This window comes from Streptomyces sp. NPDC001406 (assembly GCF_042895285.1).
Lineage (GTDB): Bacteria > Actinomycetota > Actinomycetes > Streptomycetales > Streptomycetaceae > Streptomyces.
On the sequence record NZ_JBIAWG010000005.1, the window covers coordinates 495331 to 515740 of the forward strand.

Sequence of the window (20410 nt, forward strand, 5' to 3'; positions counted from 1 at the left end):
GAGGCGCAGGTGAACCGGCCCGAGCGGGAGGCCGCCGCGCGGCGGATCATGGAGCAGGTGCCGCCACCGGTGCCACCGGAGCTGTACGCGGAGGTCGTGCGCCGCGGGAGCCGCATGCTGCGCCGCAGGACTGCGGCCCGCCGTCTCCTGTGGCTGCTGCTGTTCGCCGCGACCGTGGCCTTCACCGTGTGGGCCGTGACGGCCCGGCCCTGGGTGGAGCCGCCGTCCCGGACGACTCCACCGGTCACGGGCTGGTGAACCGGCGCTGTTGCCGGCCCGGCACCGGCTGCTAGCCCAGCGCCCGCTGCAGGTCTTCGAGCAGGTCGTCGACGTTCTCGATGCCCACGGAGAGGCGGACGAGGTCGGCCGGGACCTCCAGGGCCGAACCCGCCGCGGACGCGTGCGTCATACGGCCGGGGTGCTCGATGAGGGACTCGACGCCGCCGAGGGACTCCCCGAGGGTGAAGACCTCGGCACGGTTGCACACCTCGACGGCCGCCTCCTCGCCGCCCTCGACCTGGAAGGAGACCATGCCGCCGAACGCCTTCATCTGCTTGGCGGCGATCTCGTGACCCGGGTGCTCCGGCAGGCCGGGGTACAGGACCCGCGTCACGCGCGCGTGCCGGCTCAGCATGTCGGCGATCTTCGTGGCGTTCTGGCTGTGCCGGTCCATGCGCACCGCGAGCGTCTTCGTGCCGCGCAGCACCAGCCAGGAGTCGAAGGGCCCGGCGACCGCGCCCATCGCGTTCTGGTGGTACGCCAGTTCCTCGCCCAGCGTCTGGTCGGACACGATCAGCGCACCGCCGACCACGTCCGAGTGACCGCCCATGTACTTGGTGAGCGAGTGCACGACCACGTCCGCGCCGAGCGAGAGCGGCTGCTGGAGGTAGGGCGTGGCGAAGGTGTTGTCGACGACGAGCCTCGCCCCCGCGTCATGGGCGATCTGAGCGACGGCGGCGATGTCGGTGATGCCGAGCAGCGGGTTGGAGGGGGTCTCCACCCACACGGCCTTGGTCTTCGGGGTGATGGCGGCCCGTACGGCTGCGAGATCGCTGGTGTCGGCGACGGACCATTCCACGCCCCACCGGGACACGACCTTCGCGAACAGGCGGAACGTGCCGCCGTACGCGTCGTTCGGGATGACCACGTGGTCGCCGGGGCTGAGCAGCGTACGCAACAGAGTGTCCTCGGCCGCCAGACCGGACGCGAACGCGAGGCCGCGACGGCCGCCCTCCAGCGCGGCGAGGTTCTCTTCCAGGGCGGTCCTGGTCGGATTGGCGCTACGGCTGTACTCGTAGCCACCGCGCAGGCCGCCTACGCCGTCCTGCTTGTAGGTCGAGACCTGGTAGATCGGCGGGACGACCGCGCCGGTGAGGGGATCGGCGGTGTTGCCCGCGTGGATCGCGAGGGTCTCGAAGTGCTGACTGATGTGCCTGTCGCTCATGTGCACCGAGCGTAGTGCGCCCGCGGCACTGCTGCCGGACAGCGGGTCGCACACGGCCGGAAGCAAGGGTTTTCCCCGTGCGTGACGGGGCACGCGGCGGGCCGGCCGGACGGTTTTCCACAGGCGGAGCGGGACGGGTTGGCCAATTGTCGGCGGCGTCTGGTTCGCTTGAGCCATGGAAATTCTCTGGGTCCTGATGGCGCTGCTCATGCTGAGCTTCGCACTGCTCCCGGTCCTGCGGCGCAGGCGCGGGATGATCGAGCGGGTCCACCCGGGCCACCCGGACGCCGCGGACCCGGCGAACTACGGCTTCGCGCGCGAGGAGGAGCTGGACATCCGCATGCCCGGCCCCGACCAGGACCTGCTCGACGTCCTGGACCTGGTGCAGCGCACCCAGGACTACCGGGCCGCCTCGCAGCTGCTGGCCGGCACCGAGACGGAGGGCGAGCTGCGCTGGCAGCGTGTGCAGGCCTTCGCGGGCGCGGCGGCGCTGGAGCTGCAGCAGCGGCCCGGCGGGGTCCACGAGACTCCGGGCGGGCAGTGGCTGCGGGTGTGGCGGGCCGAGCAGCCCAAGGACGCGGGCGGCGCGGCGGTGCACGCGGAGTTCCTGGTGCAGCAGGCGTGGCGCACGTCGACCCCGGGCACGGACGAGTTCCGGATCATCATGGAGGAGGCCCGGGACGCGTGCGGACAGGCCGCGCTGCTGGCTCCCGGCGACCCGGTCCCGCACATCGTCGAACTGTCGGTGGCGCGCGGACTGGCGTACCCCCAGCCGGAGTTCGAGAAGCTGTGGCTGAAGATCCTGGACCGGGACCCGGCCCACATGGGCGCCCATCTCGCGGCCCTGCACTACTGGTGCGAGAAGTGGCACGGCTCGCGCGAGCTGGCGTACTCCTTCGCGGAGGCCGCCGCGGCGCGCGCGCCCCAGGGCTCCCTGCTCGCCGCGATGCCGCTCTTCGCGGTCTTCGAGCACCTCCCCGAGGTGAACCTGGTCAGCAGCTTCTACCAGAGCGAGGTCGTGACCAAGGCCATCCACGGCGCGCTCCACGCGGTGCACGCGGCCCGCCCCGACGACCCGATGACGGCGCACGTCCGCCATCTCCTGGTCTTCTTCCTGGTCCGCGCCGAGCGCTGGTCGGAGGCCATGAACCAGCTGATACACGTCGACGGCCATGTGGGCGCCCTCCCCTGGTCCCTGTCCCCCGACCCGGCCGCGGAGTTCGCCGTCTACCGAGCCCTGGCGGTGGCGGGCTACGAGGCGAACGGCGGCAGCCCGGCAACACTGCTCAGCTGACGGCCCCGAGCGGGCGACCACGGCCGAGGCACGTGCGAACGGCAGGAGAAAACCAGTGGCCGCCCGAACCGGCCGACCCCACGCTGTACGGCATGCAACAACCGCAACGCGAGATCCGTGCGGCCTATGCGGAATCCACGATCACCGTCTACCAGGCGTACTCTCCGGAAATCGGCCTGCCCGCCGTCCGCGAGGGCCGTTTCCCCTCCGCGTGGAAGCGCGACAGGATGACATGGATCATCATGCCGCGTTCACAGACCGCATCAGTGGTGCTGGAGTCGTCCGACCCAAGAGTGGAGGTTCTGCTCCCCTTCCAGGGCCGTAGGCGATGGTTTGCCGGGTTCTGCGGGGGCGTGTCTGCCTCGGTCACTGAGGAGCGGCGGACCCGTTCGGAAAGCTGCAGGTAGTATCCGCGGGCGCTTTGGCCTCCTCGGGCTGTTGAACCATGTGGGTGGGGGATTTCTCGATGACGTTTCGACTGCGTGCTGTCCGCGCGTTCGCGTTGCTGGTCGGCTTCTTTCTGATGGGCATGGTTCTGCTGTCGGCCATGGCGGTGCTCGACTGGCTGCTGATGACGCGGCTGTTCACCGCGCAGGCGGCCTGGTTCGAAGGCACGGTCCTGGCTGTCACCGTGCTGCTGGCAGCGGCGATTCTGCGGGGCATCTTCGCCTTTCTACGGGCCGGGCGTCTGGGCCCGGTGTCACACGCGGTGGCGGTCACTCCTCAGGATCAGCCCGAGCTGTGGGAACAGATACGCGTCGCTGCCGAAGTGACGGGGCAGCGGCCGCCGGACGAGCTCTACCTGGTCGCTGAGGTCAACGCGGGCGTTGCCGAACAAAGCCGCCTGCTGGGACTGCTGCAGGGACGACGCCGTATGCTCCTGGGCCTGCCGCTGCTCGCCGGGCTGACCGTCCCGCAGCTGCGCGCCGTCCTCGCCCACGAGTTCGGGCACTACGGCAACCTCGACACCCGGCTCGGCGGTGTCACGATGCGCGGCCGGGAAGCAGTACTGCACACAGTGGAGGTTTTCCAGGAGGGCAGCACCCGGCTGCACTACGCGATCGGTGCCCTGTACGTCGGCTACGCCCGGATGTTCCTGCGCACCTCGCAGTCCGTGGCTCGCCACCAGGAGCTCGCCGCGGACCAGATGGCCGCCCGGCACGCGGGCCGTGACGCGACGGCGGCTGCACTACGCATGCTTCCGGTGCTCGCCGGCGCCTACACCCACTACCTGGAGACGTACGCCGCGATGGGTAGGTCGCTGGGAGTGCTACCGCCTGTGGGCGAGGTGCATGGTGGTTTCCGTCGGTTGCTCGCCGCCCGAACTGGGGAGCAGCTCGCTGTGCTCTCCGCCGGGCAGCGTCCGCCGCGGCCGCACCAGTACGATTCGCACCCGCCGATAGTCGAACGGATCGCCCTTATCGAGCAACTGCCCACCGATGGCCGGCCTGATGAGTCGGCCGATGAGCCGGCCGGGCTGACCCCGCTGCGCGACCCGGGCCGGGTGTTCGCTGCGCTGGAGGCGCGCACGCTGTCGCAGGAGGCGGCGCGGCTGCGGCGCATGAGTTGGGACGACCTCGTCATGGCTCGCGCGGTCGCCGATGCCGAGGGCTGGTCCCGGCCGCTGCGGGTCGCCGTGGCCAGGGCGCTTCACTCATCGGCGCAAGGCGCAGGCGGTACGGCGACCGTACGCCGAGATGCCACGGCTGATGAGATGGCCAACGACCAGTTGCTCGGCTTGGAGGAGATACTCGACGCGTTCGACCGAGGCTTGCTATGGATGGCGGTCGCGGACCGCTTGCCCAAGCCGCATCAGGCGGCGCGACTGACCGGTCCGTCCGCCCGCAACTTCATCCGGCCCAAGATCTTCGACGGACTCGCGGGCATGGTCCACCTGCGCCTCGCCGAGTCCGGACACGCCAAACCGGACATCGCCTGGTCGGGGCAGCCCGGACTCTTTCTGCCCGATTCGTGGGAGAAGGGCATGGACGACGCCATCGACGCGGCCGTCGCCGACACACCCGACACCGCTCCGCTGCGCGCCCTACTCGCCAGCCCCTACTGAGTGTCCTCATCGCCGCTGTGCGGCCAGGCTCTCGGTCACGATCGCCGGTCAATGGAACGGTCCTAGTCCGCTTCAACTCGACAAATGGTTTGTGAGCGTGGCTTGACGTGGGTCTTCAGCTCGCGCTGACGACCCCTTCTCCGTGGCTGAGGACGACCGAACCAGCACATGCACGCCCCGTCACGCCGAGCCTTCTGATGGTTTGGCCGGCAGAGGGTCGCCCTTCACTCGTCGTAGATCTGACCGGTGCCCGCATCGACGACCGTGCTGAACGGCTCGCATCCAGAGCCGTCCTCGTCGGGTGTGCACTCTGTGTCAGTGATCTTCACGGACCACACCGTGCGCCAGGGCCCCTGCCAGCCCTTGGGGCGTTCGACCTTCAACACGTCGGCCCGGATTCTCAGCGCCCCGACATCGGCACCAATCTTCTTCTGCTTCTTCCTTGCGATCTCCTCGGCCTGCTTCGCCGAAATCAGCTGGGCTGGAAGGTTCACGTGCGTGGGCCCGAGGTCCACCAGCATCTGCGAGACACGGCCGGCTCGATTGATCTGCACGTCGAGGCTGCGGGGCATCACCACCCCGTGCTCCTTGAACCGCCATGAGGAGAGCCATCCGAACTCGGCCTTGCTGCCCACGGGTTGGGTCTCGTGCCAGGAGGCTGCCTCGGCCCAGGGGTAGTGGGCCTTCATGTAGGCGCGGGCGACGAGGTAGGCACTCTGAGCGTCACCGGGCTTGCCGACGCCAGGAACTGGAAAGCTGGCCTTGGTCGGGTGGGTGGAGTTTTCGAAGCTCACGTTCAGTTGGCGTCCACCGGGCCACATCAGTTCTGCGGGAAATCCATCGGACATCTGGATGGAAATCCAGCCGTTGTATCCGTTGAGGCCAGGGCTGACGCGTACGGCACCGACGTGATAGTAGTTCCCGAATGCCTGATGGATGGCCCGCTCGGCGGCCTTCCGCTCGGCGCCATGCGCGTCCCGGACGCCGGAGCCGTCCACGTGGTCCAGGGTGATGGCGGTCTGGCAGACCGCCAGCCCCATCACACCGAGCACTGCGGCCACGATCAAGGTGGGACGGGCCCACGCCTTCCATGCGACGCGCCCCCGCACCAGCACGAGTCCCAAGGCCACGCCTAGAAGTCCCCCACCGGCGTTCATCTCCACGTCGGCGCTGTCGCAGATTCCGCTCACGAACGGTGCCAGGGCCTGGGCGAGTTCGATGAAGCAGGGCAAGGCCAATACACCGAAAAGCACGGGAAGCGGCCGGCGCAGTGCCAGCACGCCGAACAGGCCGAGCGGGACGAACATCGCCAGGTTCCACAACCCTTGTGTGGTGTACAGCGGCTCGGTGACCTCATGATTGATCACACATTCGGCACGCCCCGCCTCGCCTCCGCGCAGCGCGAGCGTAACGCCGAGCACGCCGGTCAGGCAGAAGGCCAGGGGCAACCACCAGGAGGAATGGGTCACTTGACATCGGCGCGCCATTGCCCACGCGGACAGCCCCACGATCGTGGCAACGACTGTGAGCCCGGCCAGGAACCACATGTCGTCACCGAAGACAGCGCCAAACACCTCATATCCTCTCTGTTGGTTACCCTAAAGCGCCCCCGAAAGATATTCGGGGGCGCATACGAAACGTTGCCAGATCAGCACTTCGCTATCGGCGTCTGAACCTTGTCATGGCTCCGCTGCTGCAGAAGACCGATCGTCGACTTGCAGTCTCTGTTCCGTTCACCGAAACTCCACGACTTCGACTTCCCGTCACCCGAATTCATGGAGAAGTAATGGCTCCAGTGCTCGGTGCCGTTGTAGCTGTAGCCGAGCCGGACCGAAACGCTGCCGCCGCCTGTCTTTTCGTACCTGGTGTAGGCGCGCGTTTCAGTGTCGAGGGTGTTCTTCCAGTGGAAGAGGTAACCGTTGTCGAGCTTGGTACAGCGCTGCCGAGGGTCGCCCGTCGCGGTGTACCCGTCGTGCGAGCAGTAGGTGTGTGACGCGGAAGCGAGCCCCGACGGCTCATCCGTCGAGGTGTCGACATCGTCAGTCTGGTCGGTGCCGTTACCGGGTTCGGCGGTTGTCGCCGCGCCGGTGGGTACGTCGTCGGCCGCGTATCCGGCAGTCGGTGCCAGGACGAACGCGAGCGCAGCAAAGACGGTGGCGGCTCGGCTGCCATTACGCATGGAGCGCATCAAAGAATCCTCCCCTGATTCACTTAGGACAAGCGACGCCCGCAGGGCAAACCGATGGAGCCCTCGGATCAGGAGATGATTCAGGTACAGGTCACGAACATGACTGCACACAAATAAGCCCGGAAATCCGGGATAAAAAAACTCCCCCTAGGACGCCATCGCGCTCTCGCGCGGCGCATGCTCTGGTGGCCTGGTCAGGGCCTCGAGAGCATCATGATCAACCTACAGTATCAATTGCGAGGATGGCTACTGATCTGAACCGCTGGGTCGGGGGTGTGGAGGCGAGAGAGCGCGGCCAGTAGGAGTCCGCCGTTCCTCTCGCGAGCCGAGCGAGGTCCACGAATGGCTTGTGAGCGAGGCTTGACGTGGGTCATCAAGCCGCGTTCAAAGCCTGCAAAGACGTGACTGAACGCGAGGCTCCATCAACGCCGTTGGGCAAGCCCGCCGAAGCGTGGATCATGGAGCCGTGATGAAGTGGACGAAGAAGGAAGCTCCCGTCGAGCCGCCGGATCCCGAGCCAGAGCTCTCCGCGTACCAACAGGCGCTGCGTAAGCAGCTCCTGGCGGCTCCCGTGGTGCCTGCGCCCGAACCCTGGCAGCCTGTTGCCTTCGTCCCGGTCGGCGGGCTCCTCGGGATCGGCTTCGCGTCGCATCCCGACGACGGCCACGATCTCGTGATGGTCGTCTCACACGACGGTCACGGTCTCTTCGACGCCATCACGGGAGAGAAGATCGCCCGGGATCGCGATCCCGACCCCGAGGACAGCACTCCCGACGCGGCTGCCGATCTGTCCTGCCCTGGGCTCGGGCCGATTCGCGGAAGCAGGGTGCACATCGCCGGGCTCTTCGGGGGAGGACTGCACACCACCACCGGGGACGGCTGGAGACTGGAGGTCGTCGTCCCTGTCTGGCCCCACGAGCGTGTCCTGCTCTCCCGCGGCGGCGGACTGCCACACCGCGGCCCACACGGAGAGCGGTGGTGGCACATCTTTCACTCCAGCTACTCCGAACTCCGAGCAGCCGGCTTCTCGCCCTCCGGGCAGACCATCGCTGTCGCGACCAGCAGTGATGTATCCCTATGGACACGCCTAACGGATCGCAGTGGCGCCGATGGCGCTCAGGGCTGACCGAAGGTGCCGCCCCGCTGGCATGGCGCGATGGAGGGCGATGTCCGCTGTCACAGAGAAGGCATGGGGATGGACGAAGACGAAAGCCTGCACCGCTACGGCCTACACCCCGTCGGCCCGAGCCTCGACGAAGTACGAAACCTGCTCATCGCCCAAGTCCGGCTGGAGCAGGAGTCTCAGGGGAATGGCGACACGGAGTTGATGAAGCTGTGCTGCGTGCAGTTGTTCAACGTAGGTTCCCTGGATGACGTACTGCTCATCTGGCAGGCCAAGTCCGCCAGCATGGACGCCGACTGCTCGATCGACGTCCAGTTGCTGTGCGGCAGCGGACTGGCCAGGACCAAGGCGTACTTGTCGTGCAAGCGTCTACCCGAAGCGGATGCGGCACTGCAACGACTGCTCCAGTGCGAAGCCGCCGGCGACTTCGAGGACTTCTCCACCGAAGCACAGTCCGCTCAGTACGCCGCCTACTATGCGCAGTGACGCACGAAACCAGCTGTCCGGCAGTCGCAGGCAGGCGAACAACTTCTGGCGTACTTCAGTCAGCGGGCCCACCGCTGAAAAGGCTGTGAACAAGGCTTGACGTGGATCATCAAGGCGCGTTCGCAGACTCTTACCGTGGCCGAGACGCTCTGAGCATGGCAGGCTGAGGACTCCAGGGGAGGGGTACCGATGACCGATGTACCAAAGCGACACGAAGACGTCGTTGCCAAGGCGGTCGAGGCCCTGGGCGGTACCTGGGACACACAGCGAGCCGTGACGACACTGCGCGACTCCGGGCATGAACCGGCCGACCTGCGGGCCGCAGAGAAGGAAGCACGGCGAGTTCTTCGCCAACTTGCCTCGAAGGGCTTGCTGGTGAAGATCGATCCGGTCCGGGCCATCTACAGATCAGCCGTCCAAGGCGGAGCGCCAACGGCCGGACGCTCTGACCGTCCGTGACGAGACCTCACGACACCGTGCTCTCGGGCTGAGGCCGAAGCAGCGCCAACCAGCGCCACTCTCCGGTCGGTGCGATGACGCGCGATCGTCGGCGCGTACCTGGTGCCCCTGGTCCGTGCTGGCGCACACTTCGAGAACGACATACGAAGTGATTTCCTGAATACGCGGTAGCTGCTCGGTATGGCCGGACATCCGTGACCGACTGTCGACCGACCGGGGTGCGACACCAGCCGCTGCGTGATCATTTTTCTGTTGGGTCTGCTGAAGCCGACAGTTGGGCCCGTAGGGCCTCCAACAAGAGGGCGAATGCTTTTACTTCTCCTTGTTGGTCGTTGGTCTCCCGATAGATTCCCACAGCGACTTGGTGGGCTGTTACAGCCGCGTCGAACCATCCCATTTCGCGAGAGGCCACCCCAAGGTTGTTGACCACGCCTCCCTCACCGTGCCGGTCTCCGGTCTCCCGGTGGATCCCCAGCGCGAGATAGTGTGCCTCGACAGCCTCCTCCAATCGGCCGGATAGCTGAAGCGATGCTCCGAGATTATTTAACGCGACGCCCTCGCTGTGCCGGTTGCCGCTCTTCTGAAAGGCGGCTACGGCGCTGCGTTGCGCCTCGACTGCCTCGTCAATCCGCCCCATCGCTTGCAACGAATAGGCGAGAGTGTTCAGCGAGGCCCCTTCACCGTTCGGGTCCCCATTCTCCCGATCGATGGCGATGGCAGCCTGGCTAGCTTCAATGGATTCCTCAAATCTTTGGAGGTTTCCAAGCGCGACTCCGAGGTTGTTCAGCGCCTCTCCTTCGCGGTGCCGATCTCCGGTTTCGTGGAAAATGGTAGCAGCGGCACGGTGAGCCTCGACGGCCTCCTCAATCCGCTGCATCTTCTGGAGAGACGCGCCGAGATGATTCAGTGCTGTCGCTTCGATATGCCGGTTTCTGCTCTCCCGGGATTTCTCCAAGCTGCGAGTGTGGACCTCGACGGCCTCCTGAAAGCGCCGCATACCGTTGAGTGCCACTCCAATTCCGTCCAATGCCAGAGCCTCACCGTCAGCGTTGCCGACAGAATGGAGAGCCGTGGCGGCGTCACGGTAGGCGCCGAGAGCTTCTTCAAATCTTCGATCACCCCACAGTGCGGTTCCAAGGCCGTGCAATGCCGCGGCTTCTTGCTCGGGATCCCCAATCTCTCGGAAGATTTCTAGGGCAAGGGTTTGGGATTCGATGGCCTCTTGAAACCGTCGTGACTGACGGAGTGCATGCCCCAGATAATTTAGCGCCTGCCCTTCACCACGTCGATCACCGGTCTCCCGACAGACGTCGACAGTGCTGTTGTATACGGCGATGCCGTCATCGGAGTATTTCCGTAGCTCAAAGAAGGCGGCCAGAGCGAGGGCGAGTCGCGTTCCCGCGGGCTGATGGCGATCGAGAGAGTAGCGAGCAGTGGAAACTAGGGCTGGATACTCTGCATCCAGCCAGGCCAGGGCCTGATCATGGTCTGGGTAGAGGTCTGTCGCCGCCTGTTCGGTGGAGACGAGCAGGTACGTGCTGGCCGCCTTCGCATGGGTGACGTAGTGGTCCATCAGCCGAGCGATTGCCGCCGACTGCTGGTCTTCGTCATCGTGGACATGACTGACGTTGCGGGCGAAGAGGGAAACCAGGTCGTGCAGGTACCAGCGCCCGGTGGGCAGCGGCTGGAGAAGATGCGCACGGGCTAGGCCAGCCAGCAGTCGCCGTCCGTCGGTTCGGTCGAAAAGAGCAATCGCCGCCGTCGTGGAGATGTCCGGGCCGGGAATCGCAGCCAGGAGACGAATGGCCCAAGCCTGTTCCTCGGGCAGGTTCTTGTACGACAAGCCAAGGGATGCCTTCACCGCCAGGGGGCGACCTTCCTCGTCGGTGTCGTCGCAGGCCATCAGGTCCAGCCGCGTCCGCGCATCCTTCAGTTCGTCCGCCAGTTCATGGAGGGGCCGCGCAGGTTCGTCCCGAAGAAGAGCGGCAATGATGCGCAGGGCCAGCGGCAGATGCCCGCACAACTCGGCCAAGCGACAGGCTGCGGCGTGGTCGGACACCACTCGCTCGTCGCTGGGGTTGCCGATGCGCAGCACTTGATCAACGAGTTGCACTGCTTCGGTGAGGGTGAGGGGGCTGAGGTTGACGCGGTGGGGAGACAAGGCAGACAAAGTGTGGCGGGAGATGACAATTGCCCGATGCGGAGCCGTGGGTAGAAGCTGCGAGACTTGTCCAGTGACGCGGACGTTGTCCAATACCGCCAGGAGGGGGCGTCCTTGGTCAGCGAGCCTATTGAGCGTCAAGTGCCAGGCGTCCCTCTTTTCCTCCGAGGTCGGAGGCAGGTCCTTGGCCTTCGCTCCCAGCGCGCGAAGATACCGTTCAGCGACCGCGCCTACGTCCAAGTCACTCTCGGGACTGTAGCCGCGCATGTCAGCGTAGAGAACCCCGCCGGGAAACCACCCCTCCCTCCGGGCCTGGTGAGCGGCCTGCAGGACGAGCGCGGTTTTTCCGACGCCACCCATGCCCGCCACCGCCAAGACCGCGGCCGTGGGCTGCTGGGTAGTTGACCTTGCCTGCCCGTGATCCGGCCCTAGGTAGGCGAGGATTTGTCGTAGCTGTTGCCCTCGCCCAGTGAAGCCTGCCGAGGCCGGCGGCAGGGTTACGGGACCGGTGAGCGCTGGGGGTGGGACGGTAGTACGCGGTCGACCGCCTTGGTTCTGGCTGCTCTCGGCCTGAGCTTTGGCGAGGAGTTGCTGCCACCACCCCTCCGGCTGTTTCACATACTTGCTCTCTTTGACTGCCGCCCGAGAGTGGAGGTAGGCAGTCAGGGCCAGGAAAGCCTTGGTGCTCTGAGCGCCGGGCACAGCATCGCCGTTCAACCAGCCATGGATCGTGGTGGCGGCCACGGCAACCGATGGCTGCTGCGCTTGCAGCTTCGCTCTCATGTGGCTGAGCGTGGGACGCGCCGCTGCTGCATACAGGGCTTGCAGTGCAACCCTCAACCGTTCTTGGTGCTCCTTCAATGGGCCCCGGCTCCGTCTCTTCCGGCGAATACATCTCCCCGAACATCTCTTGATTGCCGTGGCAACAAGGCTAGTTGCCGAGTCATCAGCGAGGGGAACTTCGACGGAAACCATCCGGAAGGAGCGTCATGGCGTCTGCTCGGCCGCGACCGGCAGCCGACATACCACCTGAACGAGGGAGTCGTCATGACCACCGCCATCGCCGTCGTGGGAGCTGTGGTGGTGCTGCTCGGCGCAGCAGCACGCATTCCCGGGGCCATTGCCGAGGTAGTCCGCGCATGCATCGAACTCGTGTGCGCTTTCCAGCAACTGCACGAAGTCTGGCGGCGCGGTCAGGGGAGCGAGGGACCCTCGGCGGCCGACATGCCGGAAGCAGCACAGCTTGCGGATGGCAAGGTGGCGATCACCACGATGGCTGGGCAGGCTGACTCCTCGGAACACCACCTGGTTGAGAGCACGGAGCCAAGCACCGGTGTCGACACTGATCCTGGCCCCGAGATCGACATGCCGGAAAGGTCTATGAACATGGCTTGACGTGGGTCATCAAGCCACGTTCAGAGACTCCTTCCGTAGCTGAGGCACCCGGAATGGACAGGTAGGGCACACGTTTCCCCACAGATCCTCTGGAGCGGATGCCACCTTGAACTCCCCAGGCCGATCGCAGTTCGGTGACCGCTCGCAGTCGTCACGGACCTTCCTCTCCCGGTACGGCGAGATCCCGGGCGGTCTCGGTACGAGTGCGCTCGTATTCCGTCGGGTCGAGAATCTCCCATACCGCCTGGCCGATGGCCAGAATGCCGCGGGCTGGCAGGGGCACGTCACCGATGCGCGGGTTCTCCCTCAGCCGGACCGGGCGACCGAGGTCGACGCCATCGAATGTGGCATGCGAGTCGTCGACGAAGTACATCCGCTGTGGCATGAGCGTTCCGGTGTGACCGCTCGGCATCGTGCCGGACAGCTGGAGGTCCCCCATTCCCAGCGCACGGGCCAGACGCTCGCGAGCCCGCACCAGGAGTCGAGGGCGCCAGGTGGCGAGCGGCAGCGCCCCACTGATGCCGTTGAGGAGACCGAGGAGTCGTGTCGCGGAGGCTGTGAGGGTCCAGTCCAGGGAGGGGGAATCCATCGTCACCCGCAAGGTGGCAGGGCCCGCCCACGTGAGCCCGATCCGGGCATATCCTGTGTGATCGCAGGCAGCGCCGTAGTACCTGGGGCACGCGGTGTCGAGTCGTGGCCCGTCGACGTGAATCGACCAGTTGCCGTTCGGGTCGCGATGCCACAACGTGCGGTAGGGACCGAAGCAGTTCTCCGGAAAGACGCGTAGGGCGAGTACGTGACCGGAGTCGAAGGGGAGTCCGAAGACACCCCAGCCCTTGACGTATTCGTGATGGGGCCATGGCGCCCGGCCCCGTACGGGCGGAACATCGGACAGCGCGGAGGAAAGGTCGAGCATCTCCATCACCCCGACGAGGTTGGTCTGTGCCCCAGGTCAAGGGTACGGGGGTCACGGCGCACGCTCCTGTGGGTGGCCGGGGCGCGGGGCTACCTCGACGAGAGCCCCGGCGGGGTACTGCGGGCTGAATGGGACGGGGGTCAAGCCAGGTGACCCGTCAAGGAAAAGGGCTGTGAGCGAGGCTTGACGTGGATCAAGCCGTCGTTCCTGTGGATGATGTACCGCTGCGGCTGGGGCGCCAAGGAGGGGCAGGAGACCGTCCTGGCTGTCGAGATCAGCCGTGACGGCTTCGACTGGGCGCTGCGCCACGCGTGTCTGTCGAGCTACGCCCGCGGGGTGCACCCCGACCGAGCCACCTGGCAGCGTCAGTTGAAGCGTGCGCCCGCTCGTGTGCAGTGGGACCCCGAGCGGGACCTGCGCCTACAGCCCCTGCCGTACCGGTCCCTGCAACTCGGCCTCTCCGGTGAGGCCGCACGACGCTACGCGGACGAGTGGACGGTCGCCATCCGCGACGTGACCCCACTCGCCCACGAGATACACGCCCTCGTCCGCAGTGGTGACCTGGACTCGGCCACCCGGCTGCTGCCCCAGGAACACCCCTATCCCGTTGGAGACGCATTGCTTGCCCACCTGCACGGATGACGGGCAGGGCCGGCTGCAGTCGCGGCGTCGCAGGATTGCGGTGATCCTGTCAGGGAGACGCGGCCGGCCTCGCACGGCCATTGTGCGTCGGTGACCGCGCTGTACAGGAAGGCGACGGCCATGACAGCGATGCCCGACAAGACACAGCGAGGGCACGGGGGGTCCGAGAGCGGCAGAGCGATCGACAGTGCGTCCCTGGCCGCCGGGGCCATGATGATGCTCAGCGGACCGCTCAGCATTCTTATGGGCGTGTCGGGCATCGCGCAGGACAGCCTGCTCGTCTCCTCCTCCCAGTACGCCTACCGGTTCGATCTGACCACCTGGGGCGTCATTCACCTCGTCGTCGGAGTGGCGCTCGTCGTCGCCGGCCTCGGAGTCCTGATGAACAAGAGCTGGGGCCGCGGGGCCGGTGCCGCGACGGCGGGGATCAGCCTGATCACCCAGTTCATGTTCGTTCCGTACTACCCGGTGTGGGCCATCTCCGTGATGACGCTCGACCTCCTGATCCTGTTCGCGCTGACGAGGTATCACATCGAAACCGGCGGCCGCCGGTGAACGCAGGTCAGGAGAGCCAGTCCGTGTAGCGCGTGCCGGCCAGGTGGGCGTTCTCGTCGGTGAGGACGTCGCCCTTGACCGCGGCGAACATGCCGGCCGTGGGGTCGGTGACGACGGTGCGGTCGTCGCCCTTGTGGTTCAGGGTGATCCGGCCCAGCTCGTCCAGGGTGAAGACCTCGGGGCCGGCGATGTTGCGGATGCCGTTCAGCGGGGCGCCCGCGGCGACGTCCGACACGGCGGCGGCCACGTCCTTGGAGGCGATCGGCTGGATCGGGGTGGCGGGCAGCCGGACGGTGTCGCCGTCGGTGGTCCAGGACAGGACGGCGTCCATGAAATCCATGAACTGCGTCGCCCGGACGATCGAGTAGGGGATCGGACCGGCCGCGAGAAGCTGCTCCTGGAGCGCCTTGGCCCGGTAGTAGTCCAGCTCCGGCACCTGGTCCACGCCGACGATCGAGAGGATGACGAAGTGGCCGACGCCGCCCTTGTGGGCCGCGGCCAGAAGGTTGTCCATCGAGGTCTGGAAGAAGGCCGGGGAGGCTTCGTCGAAGGTCGGGGAGTTCGTCAGATTGACGACCACGTCGGCTCCCGCCACCGCCTCGTCCAGTCCCCGGCCGCTGATGACGTCGACCCCGGTGGACTGCGAGTGCGGTACCGCCTCGTGCCCGGCGGCCTTCAGGTTCTTGACGACCTGCGACCCGATCAGCCCGGTACCGCCGATGACTGCGATCTTCATGACGTGCCTTTCGTCGGTGCTATGTCCGCAATATCGCATATGGGCAGTGAGGTGGCCGCGGATGAACCCGGCACGGCACCCCTCAGCGACCTCCGGATGCGCCCTCGGCAGGCGCGGCGCAGCCTGGAGGCAGGGATGACCATCAGCGCACTCCCGGGCCGGGTGAGGTGAGGTGACGGCCATGCCCGCATGGCATCTGCGCGACTATCACGACCGCGACCTCGACCAGGCGATCCGGATCTGGGAACAGAGCCGGCTGGCCGACGAGGACCCCGTGTTTCCGGTCTCCGAGGTGATGGCCGCGGCACAGAGCGGTCAGACGGCCGTGGTCGCCGTCGTGGGCGACGAGCTGGTCGGTATGGCCGTGGCACAGACGGGCGGTACCCGGGGCTGGGTCCTGCTGGTGGCCCTCGCCTCCCGCTGGCGCGAGCGCGGCATCGGCAGCGCCCTCCTCTCCGAGCTGGAACGACGTCTGCGGGCACTCGGCGTGCGGCGCGTCAGCGCCCTGCTGTCCGCCGACGCCGCCGGGACGAAGGCCCTGGAGAACTCCGGGTACCGGCTCCGCGACGACCTGACCTACTACGAGAAGATCGAACGGGACGACACCGCCAACGCCGAGGTCCTGGCCGCGCTGGGCGGCCGGATGCTGCCCGACGGGCTCTGGGACGCCATGGCCGGCATGGAGCGGGAGAAGCAGGTCGTCGAGCGTCGCGTCGTACTTCCGCTGACGGAACCGGCGCTGGCCGACCGCTTCGCCGTCGCCCCGCCGAAGGCGGTCATCCTGTTCGGCCCGCCCGGCACGGGAAAGACCAGCTTCGCCAAAGCGGTGGCCTCCCGGCTCGGCTGGCCGTTCGTGGAGCTCTTCCCGTCCCGGCTCGCGGCCGACACGAGCGAGGGGCTGGCCGTGGCGTTGCGCCAGGCGTTCGCGGACCTGGCGGAACTGGACTCGGTACTGCTCTTCATCGACGAGGTCGAGGAGATCGCCGGCGCACGGTCCGGCAAGGCCGTCGATCCCGGCCACGGGGTGACCAACGAGCTGCTGAAACTCATCCCCGTCTTCCGTGAGCACGACACACGCCTGCTGACGTGCGCCACCAACTCGGTACGGTCCCTCGACGCGGCCTTTCTGCGGCCGGGCCGGTTCGACTACGTCATCCCCATCGGCCCCCCGGACCCCACCGCCCGCGCCGCGATCTGGACCCGCTATCTCCGGGCCGCCGCCGACTCCGTGGACCTCACCCGGCTGGTCGAGGCCAGCGAGCTGTTCACCCCGGCCGACATCGAATACGCGGCCCGCAAGGGCGCGCAGACGGCATTCGAACGCGAGGTCACGCATCGCCGGGGCCTGCCGGCCACGACCGAGGACTACATGACCGCCATCGCGGACACCCGGCCGACGCTCACCGCACGGGCGATCGAGGAGTTCACGGAGGACATCGAGACCTACAGCCGCCTTTGAGGTCGAAGGGAGACGTCTGTCCGGTCGGCTATCCGGTCGACGGTCGCCTCTCCCTCCTCATACATTCGCCTCTCACCACACGAGAGGGACGGGGATGGGCAGCCGTACGTTTCTGATAGGCGGGGGATGGGACACCGCGGAGGTCTACGAGCCGTTTCTCGATGCGGCCGGGGACGCTCCGCGCATCGGGTGCGTGGTCCTGGACGAGGGCGACGGCAGCGAGCAGTTCGCCCGGTACGAGGGGGCGTTGCGCAAGGCCGGGGACTGCACGCCCGTACCGCTGCTCGTGCCTCTGGGCGGGCGGTTCGGGCCGGAGGCGGTGGCGGGTGTCGACGGGGTGCTGGTGTGCGGCGGGCTGACGCCCGCGTATCAGGAGGCGTTCGCGCAGTGTCTCGAAGGGCTGTTGCGCGCGCTCGCCGAGCGCGGTGTCCCGTACGCCGGGTTCTCGGCGGGCGCCGCCGTCGCCGCGCGGCACGCCGTGGTGGGCGGGTGGCTCCTGGACGGGGTTCCGGTGTGTCCGGAGAACTCCGCGGAGGACCTGGAGGAGATCGCTGTACGGCCGGGGCTCGGGCTCGTGCCGTTCGGGGTGGACGTGCACGCCGCGCAGTGGGGGACACTGCCAAGGCTCGTCGCCGCGGTCGCCCGCGGGTACGTCCCGTACGGCGTCGCCCTCGACGAGAACACGCTCGTCGAGGTGGGCGACGACGGGTACGCCCGGGTCTCGGGGCTCGGGCGCGCCCACGTGGTGCGGCCGGCGGACGACAGCGGCGACAGCTACGACAGCGACGGCCAGGACGTGCTCGTACGGTCCTACGGCGACGGCGGGACGTTCCCCGTGCGCTGACTCAACTCCCGCTCCCGTAGGGGCGGGTGAGGATCTCCATCCGGTGGCCGGAGGGGTCGTCGAAGTACACCCCGCGGCCGCCGTCGTTGGTGTTGATCTCGCCGGCGCGGCTGTGGAACGGGTCCGCCCAGTAGGTGAGGCCCGCCTCCCCGATGCGGGCGAAGATGGCGTCGAAGTCGTCCTCGGAGACCAGGAAGGCGTAGTGCTGCGGGGTGATGGCGCCGGCGGTGTCCATGTAGTCCAGCGTCACGCCGTTGGGTATCCCGACGGGGACGAACGGGCCGTAGTCCGCGCCCACTTCGAGGCCCAGGAGACCGGCGAGGAAGTCAGCCGAGACGTGGCTGTCGTGCGCGGCGACGATGGTGTGGTTCAGCTGCACAGTCATCGTGTGCACCTCCTGCTGCCCAACATACTCCGACGCGAAGTGAGGCAAGCCTTACTTTGATCGTCGAACGCCGCCGGGGCCCGCCCCGCAGTCGGGGCCGGCCCTGGCGGCGGCTGCGCTGCCGGGCGGCGCGGCTCAGATCGTCGCGGTGTCGATCACGAACCGGTAGCGGACGTCGCTCGCCACCACCCGGTCGTACGCCTCGTTGATCTTGTCGGCGCCGATCAGCTCGATCTCGGCGCCCAGGTTGTGCTCGGCGCAGAAGTCGAGCATCTCCTGGGTCTCCGGGATGCCGCCGATACCGGAGCTGCTCAGGCTGCGGCGGTTGCCGAACACCGAGGACAGCAGGATCTGGACCGGCTCCTCGGGGATGCCGACATTCACCATCGCGCCGTCCGTGCGCAACAGCGAGAGGTACGCGCCGAAGTCCAGCGGCGCGGAGACGGTGTTCAGGATGATGTCGAAGGTGCCCTTCAGCTCCTCGAAGGTCTTCGGGTCGCTGGTGGCGTAGTAGTGGTCGGCGCCCAGCTTCAGGCCGTCGTCCTTCTTGCGCAGGGACTGCGACAGGACGGTGACCTCCGCGCCGAGGGCGTGCGCGATCTTGACGCCCATGTGGCCGAGGCCGCCGAGGCCCACGACGGCGACCTTCTTGCCGGGGCCGGCGTTCCAGTGCTTCAGCGGGGAGTACGTGGTGATGCCGGCGCAGAGCAGCGGCGCGGCCACGTCCAGGGAGAGACCGTCGGGGATGCGGACGACGAAGCTCTCGTCGACGACGATCTTCTCGGCGTAGCCGCCGTAGGTGGGCTCGCCGTCCTTGCCGACCGCGTTGTACGTCCAGACGGGACCGCCCTGGGAGCAGTACTGCTGCAGGCCGGCCCGGCAGTTGTCGCACTCGCGGCAGGAGTCGACCATGCAGCCGACGCCCACACGGTCGCCGACCTGGTATTTCGTGACACCGGAACCGACCTCGGAGACGACACCGGCGATCTCGTGGCCGGGCACCATCGGGAAGATCGCCGTGCCCCAGCCCTCACGGGCCTGGTGGATGTCGGAGTGACAGATGCCGGCGAACTTGATGTCGATCAGGACGTCGAACTCGCCGACCGGGCGCCGCTCGATCGTGGTCCGCTCCAGCGGGGCCTTCGCGGCGGGCGCGGCATACGCAGCAACAGTGGTCATGGCGTGGTTCTCCTAGCGGGGGTGATGCGCCCGGCTGCCTTCCCGCCGGGCACAGCTCCAGCCTGCCTCACGTCCCGGCACTCACCCAGCCCACACCTTTGCGTACGTCCGCCGTGCCTACCACTGGCGGGGTCAGGCTCCTGGGCGTACGACCACGGAATGCGTCCGATACTGGCTGTATGGACCAACAGCCCGAGACTGCCGCCCCCGGCCACTCCCTGGACCGGCGCGCCGAGCTGAGCGAGTTCCTGCGCAGCAGGCGGGCCCGGCTGAAGCCGGAGGACGTGGGGCTGCCGGACTTCGGGCGGCACCGCCGGGTGCCCGGGCTGCGCCGCGAGGAGCTGGCGCAGCTGGCCGGGGTGTCCGTGGCGTACTACACGCGGCTGGAGCAGGGCAACGGGCGGAACGTGTCGGCGGAGGTGCTGGACTCGATCGCCAGGGCGCTGCGGCTGTCCGACGCGGAGCACGCCCATCTGACCCACCTCGCCAAGGGCAAGCAGCACAAGAAGAAGGCGTCGGCACGCGCCCAGCAGGTGCGGGTGCCGCTGCGGCAGCTGCTGGACGTGCTGGACGGAGTGCCGGCGTATGTCGTCGGGAGGCGCTCGGAGATCCTGGCGTGGAACCGGATGGCCGCCGCCCTCTTCGGGGACTGGGGGGAGCTGCCGGCGGCGGAGCGGAACTGGGCGCGGCTGGTGTTCCTGAAGCCGGAGTACCGCGAGCTGTTCGTCGACTGGGAGCAGAAGGCCATCGACATCGTGTGCGCGCTGCGGATGGACGCCGGCTGCTATCCCGACGATCCCCGGCTCTCGGCGCTGGTCGGCGAGCTGTCCGTGAAGAGCCCGGACTTCCGGCGCCTGTGGGCGACGCATGACGTCAAGGAGAAGAACCATGGCGTCAAGCGGCTGCACCATCCGCTGGTCGGCGAGCTGTCGCTGAACTTCGAGTCGTTCCGTATCTCGGACGACAGTGACCAGTCCCTGGTCACCTATCACGCGGAGCCAGGCTCACCGTCGGCGGAGGCCCTGCGGCTGCTCGCCAGCTGGGGCACGGACGCGACGAGGATCGTACCGTCGGCCTGA

At 67.4% G+C, this 20410-nt stretch carries 20 protein-coding genes and 1 pseudogene; 13 read left to right on the forward strand and 8 right to left on the reverse strand.

Annotation, left to right across the window (positions count from 1 at the left end):
* Positions 1-9 precede the first annotated feature (9 nt).
* Positions 10-258, forward strand: a complete 249-nt coding sequence (locus tag ACFY1J_RS15280; RefSeq protein WP_390708572.1) for a hypothetical protein — start codon at positions 10-12, stop codon at positions 256-258.
* A gap of 31 nt (positions 259-289) precedes the next feature.
* On the opposite strand, the gene ACFY1J_RS15285 is transcribed toward ACFY1J_RS15280, so the two are convergent.
* Positions 290-1444, reverse strand: coding sequence for a cystathionine gamma-synthase (locus ACFY1J_RS15285; protein WP_390731318.1), 1155 nt, complete (start codon positions 1442-1444; stop codon positions 290-292).
* Between the two features lie 175 nt (positions 1445-1619).
* On the opposite strand from ACFY1J_RS15285, the gene ACFY1J_RS15290 reads away from it, so the two are divergent.
* From ACFY1J_RS15290 to ACFY1J_RS15300, 3 genes and pseudogenes are all read left to right on the forward strand, one after another.
* Positions 1620-2738, forward strand: coding sequence for a hypothetical protein (locus tag ACFY1J_RS15290; protein WP_390708570.1), 1119 nt, complete (start codon positions 1620-1622; stop codon positions 2736-2738).
* A 92-nt stretch (positions 2739-2830) separates the two neighbouring features.
* A pseudogene (locus tag ACFY1J_RS15295) lies at positions 2831-2977 on the forward strand (DUF4291 family protein); the annotation flags it as partial.
* Positions 2978-3204: 227 nt separating this feature from the next.
* Positions 3205-4803 (forward strand): M48 family metallopeptidase, encoded by a 1599-nt coding sequence (locus ACFY1J_RS15300; RefSeq protein WP_390708569.1) that lies wholly within the window; start codon positions 3205-3207, stop codon positions 4801-4803.
* Between the two features lie 224 nt (positions 4804-5027).
* Here ACFY1J_RS15300 and ACFY1J_RS15305 read toward each other — a convergent pair whose 3' ends face one another.
* Together ACFY1J_RS15305 and ACFY1J_RS15310 are read right to left on the reverse strand one after the other, a co-directional pair.
* Positions 5028-6377, reverse strand: a complete 1350-nt coding sequence (locus ACFY1J_RS15305; protein ID WP_390708568.1) for a VanZ family protein — start codon at positions 6375-6377, stop codon at positions 5028-5030.
* Between the two features lie 74 nt (positions 6378-6451).
* Positions 6452-6991 carry a hypothetical protein gene (locus ACFY1J_RS15310; protein ID WP_390708567.1) on the reverse strand — a complete coding sequence of 180 codons (540 nt, stop codon included), beginning with the start codon at positions 6989-6991 and terminating at the stop codon, positions 6452-6454.
* Between the two features lie 469 nt (positions 6992-7460).
* On the opposite strand from ACFY1J_RS15310, the gene ACFY1J_RS15315 reads away from it, so the two are divergent.
* From ACFY1J_RS15315 to ACFY1J_RS15325, 3 genes are all read left to right on the forward strand, one after another.
* Positions 7461-8117, forward strand: a complete 657-nt coding sequence (locus ACFY1J_RS15315) for a hypothetical protein (protein WP_390731319.1) — start codon at positions 7461-7463, stop codon at positions 8115-8117.
* A 69-nt stretch (positions 8118-8186) separates the two neighbouring features.
* On the forward strand, positions 8187-8600 hold the full coding sequence (locus ACFY1J_RS15320; RefSeq protein WP_390713020.1) for a hypothetical protein: 414 nt from the start codon (positions 8187-8189) through the stop codon (positions 8598-8600).
* Between the two features lie 189 nt (positions 8601-8789).
* Complete coding sequence (locus ACFY1J_RS15325) at positions 8790-9059, forward strand: hypothetical protein (protein WP_390713021.1); 270 nt, start codon at positions 8790-8792, stop codon at positions 9057-9059.
* A gap of 241 nt (positions 9060-9300) precedes the next feature.
* Here ACFY1J_RS15325 and ACFY1J_RS15330 read toward each other — a convergent pair whose 3' ends face one another.
* The gene (locus ACFY1J_RS15330) at positions 9301-12003 is read right to left on the reverse strand and encodes an ATP-binding protein (RefSeq protein WP_390731320.1); all 2703 of its coding nucleotides are present in this window, start codon (positions 12001-12003) and stop codon (positions 9301-9303) included.
* Positions 12004-12267: 264 nt separating this feature from the next.
* On the opposite strand from ACFY1J_RS15330, the gene ACFY1J_RS15335 reads away from it, so the two are divergent.
* Positions 12268-12615, forward strand: coding sequence for a hypothetical protein (locus ACFY1J_RS15335; protein WP_390731321.1), 348 nt, complete (start codon positions 12268-12270; stop codon positions 12613-12615).
* A gap of 151 nt (positions 12616-12766) precedes the next feature.
* On the opposite strand, the gene ACFY1J_RS15340 is transcribed toward ACFY1J_RS15335, so the two are convergent.
* Positions 12767-13540, reverse strand: a complete 774-nt coding sequence (locus tag ACFY1J_RS15340; protein ID WP_390731322.1) for a hypothetical protein — start codon at positions 13538-13540, stop codon at positions 12767-12769.
* Positions 13541-13714: 174 nt separating this feature from the next.
* Between ACFY1J_RS15340 and ACFY1J_RS15345 the strand changes: the two genes are divergently transcribed.
* Both ACFY1J_RS15345 and ACFY1J_RS15350 read left to right on the forward strand, forming a co-directional pair.
* Entirely contained in the window at positions 13715-14173 is a 459-nt protein-coding gene (locus ACFY1J_RS15345) for a DUF4291 domain-containing protein (RefSeq protein ID WP_390713025.1), read from the forward strand.
* A gap of 120 nt (positions 14174-14293) precedes the next feature.
* Positions 14294-14728 carry a hypothetical protein gene (locus ACFY1J_RS15350; RefSeq protein ID WP_390731323.1) on the forward strand — a complete coding sequence of 145 codons (435 nt, stop codon included), beginning with the start codon at positions 14294-14296 and terminating at the stop codon, positions 14726-14728.
* A gap of 7 nt (positions 14729-14735) precedes the next feature.
* Here ACFY1J_RS15350 and ACFY1J_RS15355 read toward each other — a convergent pair whose 3' ends face one another.
* On the reverse strand, positions 14736-15464 hold the full coding sequence (locus tag ACFY1J_RS15355) for an SDR family oxidoreductase (protein ID WP_390731324.1): 729 nt from the start codon (positions 15462-15464) through the stop codon (positions 14736-14738).
* Between the two features lie 172 nt (positions 15465-15636).
* On the opposite strand from ACFY1J_RS15355, the gene ACFY1J_RS15360 reads away from it, so the two are divergent.
* Entirely contained in the window at positions 15637-16923 is a 1287-nt protein-coding gene (locus tag ACFY1J_RS15360; RefSeq protein WP_390713028.1) for an ATP-binding protein, read from the forward strand.
* Positions 16924-17017: 94 nt separating this feature from the next.
* Positions 17018-17767 (forward strand): Type 1 glutamine amidotransferase-like domain-containing protein, encoded by a 750-nt coding sequence (locus ACFY1J_RS15365; RefSeq protein ID WP_390713029.1) that lies wholly within the window; start codon positions 17018-17020, stop codon positions 17765-17767.
* A gap of 1 nt (position 17768) precedes the next feature.
* Here the strand turns inward: ACFY1J_RS15365 and ACFY1J_RS15370 are convergent, their stop codons facing one another.
* Together ACFY1J_RS15370 and ACFY1J_RS15375 are read right to left on the reverse strand one after the other, a co-directional pair.
* Positions 17769-18152, reverse strand: coding sequence for a VOC family protein (locus tag ACFY1J_RS15370; protein WP_390713030.1), 384 nt, complete (start codon positions 18150-18152; stop codon positions 17769-17771).
* A gap of 135 nt (positions 18153-18287) precedes the next feature.
* Entirely contained in the window at positions 18288-19331 is a 1044-nt protein-coding gene (locus tag ACFY1J_RS15375) for an NAD(P)-dependent alcohol dehydrogenase (protein ID WP_390713031.1), read from the reverse strand.
* Between the two features lie 179 nt (positions 19332-19510).
* On the opposite strand from ACFY1J_RS15375, the gene ACFY1J_RS15380 reads away from it, so the two are divergent.
* Positions 19511-20410 (forward strand): helix-turn-helix domain-containing protein, encoded by a 900-nt coding sequence (locus tag ACFY1J_RS15380; protein ID WP_390713032.1) that lies wholly within the window; start codon positions 19511-19513, stop codon positions 20408-20410.

Bases quoted from the DNA above. Each gene is read 5' to 3' on its own strand.
- ACFY1J_RS15285 (WP_390731318.1), bottom strand. From the start codon at position 1,444: ATGAGCGACAGGCACATCAGTCAGCACTTCGAGACCCTCGCGATCCAC.
- ACFY1J_RS15290 (WP_390708570.1), top strand. From the start codon at position 1,620: ATGGAAATTCTCTGGGTCCTGATGGCGCTGCTCATGCTGAGCTTCGCA.
- ACFY1J_RS15300 (WP_390708569.1), top strand. From the start codon at position 3,205: ATGACGTTTCGACTGCGTGCTGTCCGCGCGTTCGCGTTGCTGGTCGGC.
- ACFY1J_RS15310 (WP_390708567.1), bottom strand. From the start codon at position 6,991: ATGCGCTCCATGCGTAATGGCAGCCGAGCCGCCACCGTCTTTGCTGCG.
- ACFY1J_RS15315 (WP_390731319.1), top strand. From the start codon at position 7,461: ATGAAGTGGACGAAGAAGGAAGCTCCCGTCGAGCCGCCGGATCCCGAG.
- ACFY1J_RS15320 (WP_390713020.1), top strand. From the start codon at position 8,187: ATGGACGAAGACGAAAGCCTGCACCGCTACGGCCTACACCCCGTCGGC.
- ACFY1J_RS15325 (WP_390713021.1), top strand. From the start codon at position 8,790: ATGACCGATGTACCAAAGCGACACGAAGACGTCGTTGCCAAGGCGGTC.
- ACFY1J_RS15330 (WP_390731320.1), bottom strand. From the start codon at position 12,003: ATGAGAGCGAAGCTGCAAGCGCAGCAGCCATCGGTTGCCGTGGCCGCC.
- ACFY1J_RS15335 (WP_390731321.1), top strand. From the start codon at position 12,268: ATGACCACCGCCATCGCCGTCGTGGGAGCTGTGGTGGTGCTGCTCGGC.
- ACFY1J_RS15350 (WP_390731323.1), top strand. From the start codon at position 14,294: ATGACAGCGATGCCCGACAAGACACAGCGAGGGCACGGGGGGTCCGAG.
- ACFY1J_RS15355 (WP_390731324.1), bottom strand. From the start codon at position 15,464: ATGAAGATCGCAGTCATCGGCGGTACCGGGCTGATCGGGTCGCAGGTC.
- ACFY1J_RS15365 (WP_390713029.1), top strand. From the start codon at position 17,018: ATGGGCAGCCGTACGTTTCTGATAGGCGGGGGATGGGACACCGCGGAG.
- ACFY1J_RS15370 (WP_390713030.1), bottom strand. From the start codon at position 18,152: ATGACTGTGCAGCTGAACCACACCATCGTCGCCGCGCACGACAGCCAC.
- ACFY1J_RS15375 (WP_390713031.1), bottom strand. From the start codon at position 19,331: ATGACCACTGTTGCTGCGTATGCCGCGCCCGCCGCGAAGGCCCCGCTG.
- ACFY1J_RS15380 (WP_390713032.1), top strand. From the start codon at position 19,511: ATGGACCAACAGCCCGAGACTGCCGCCCCCGGCCACTCCCTGGACCGG.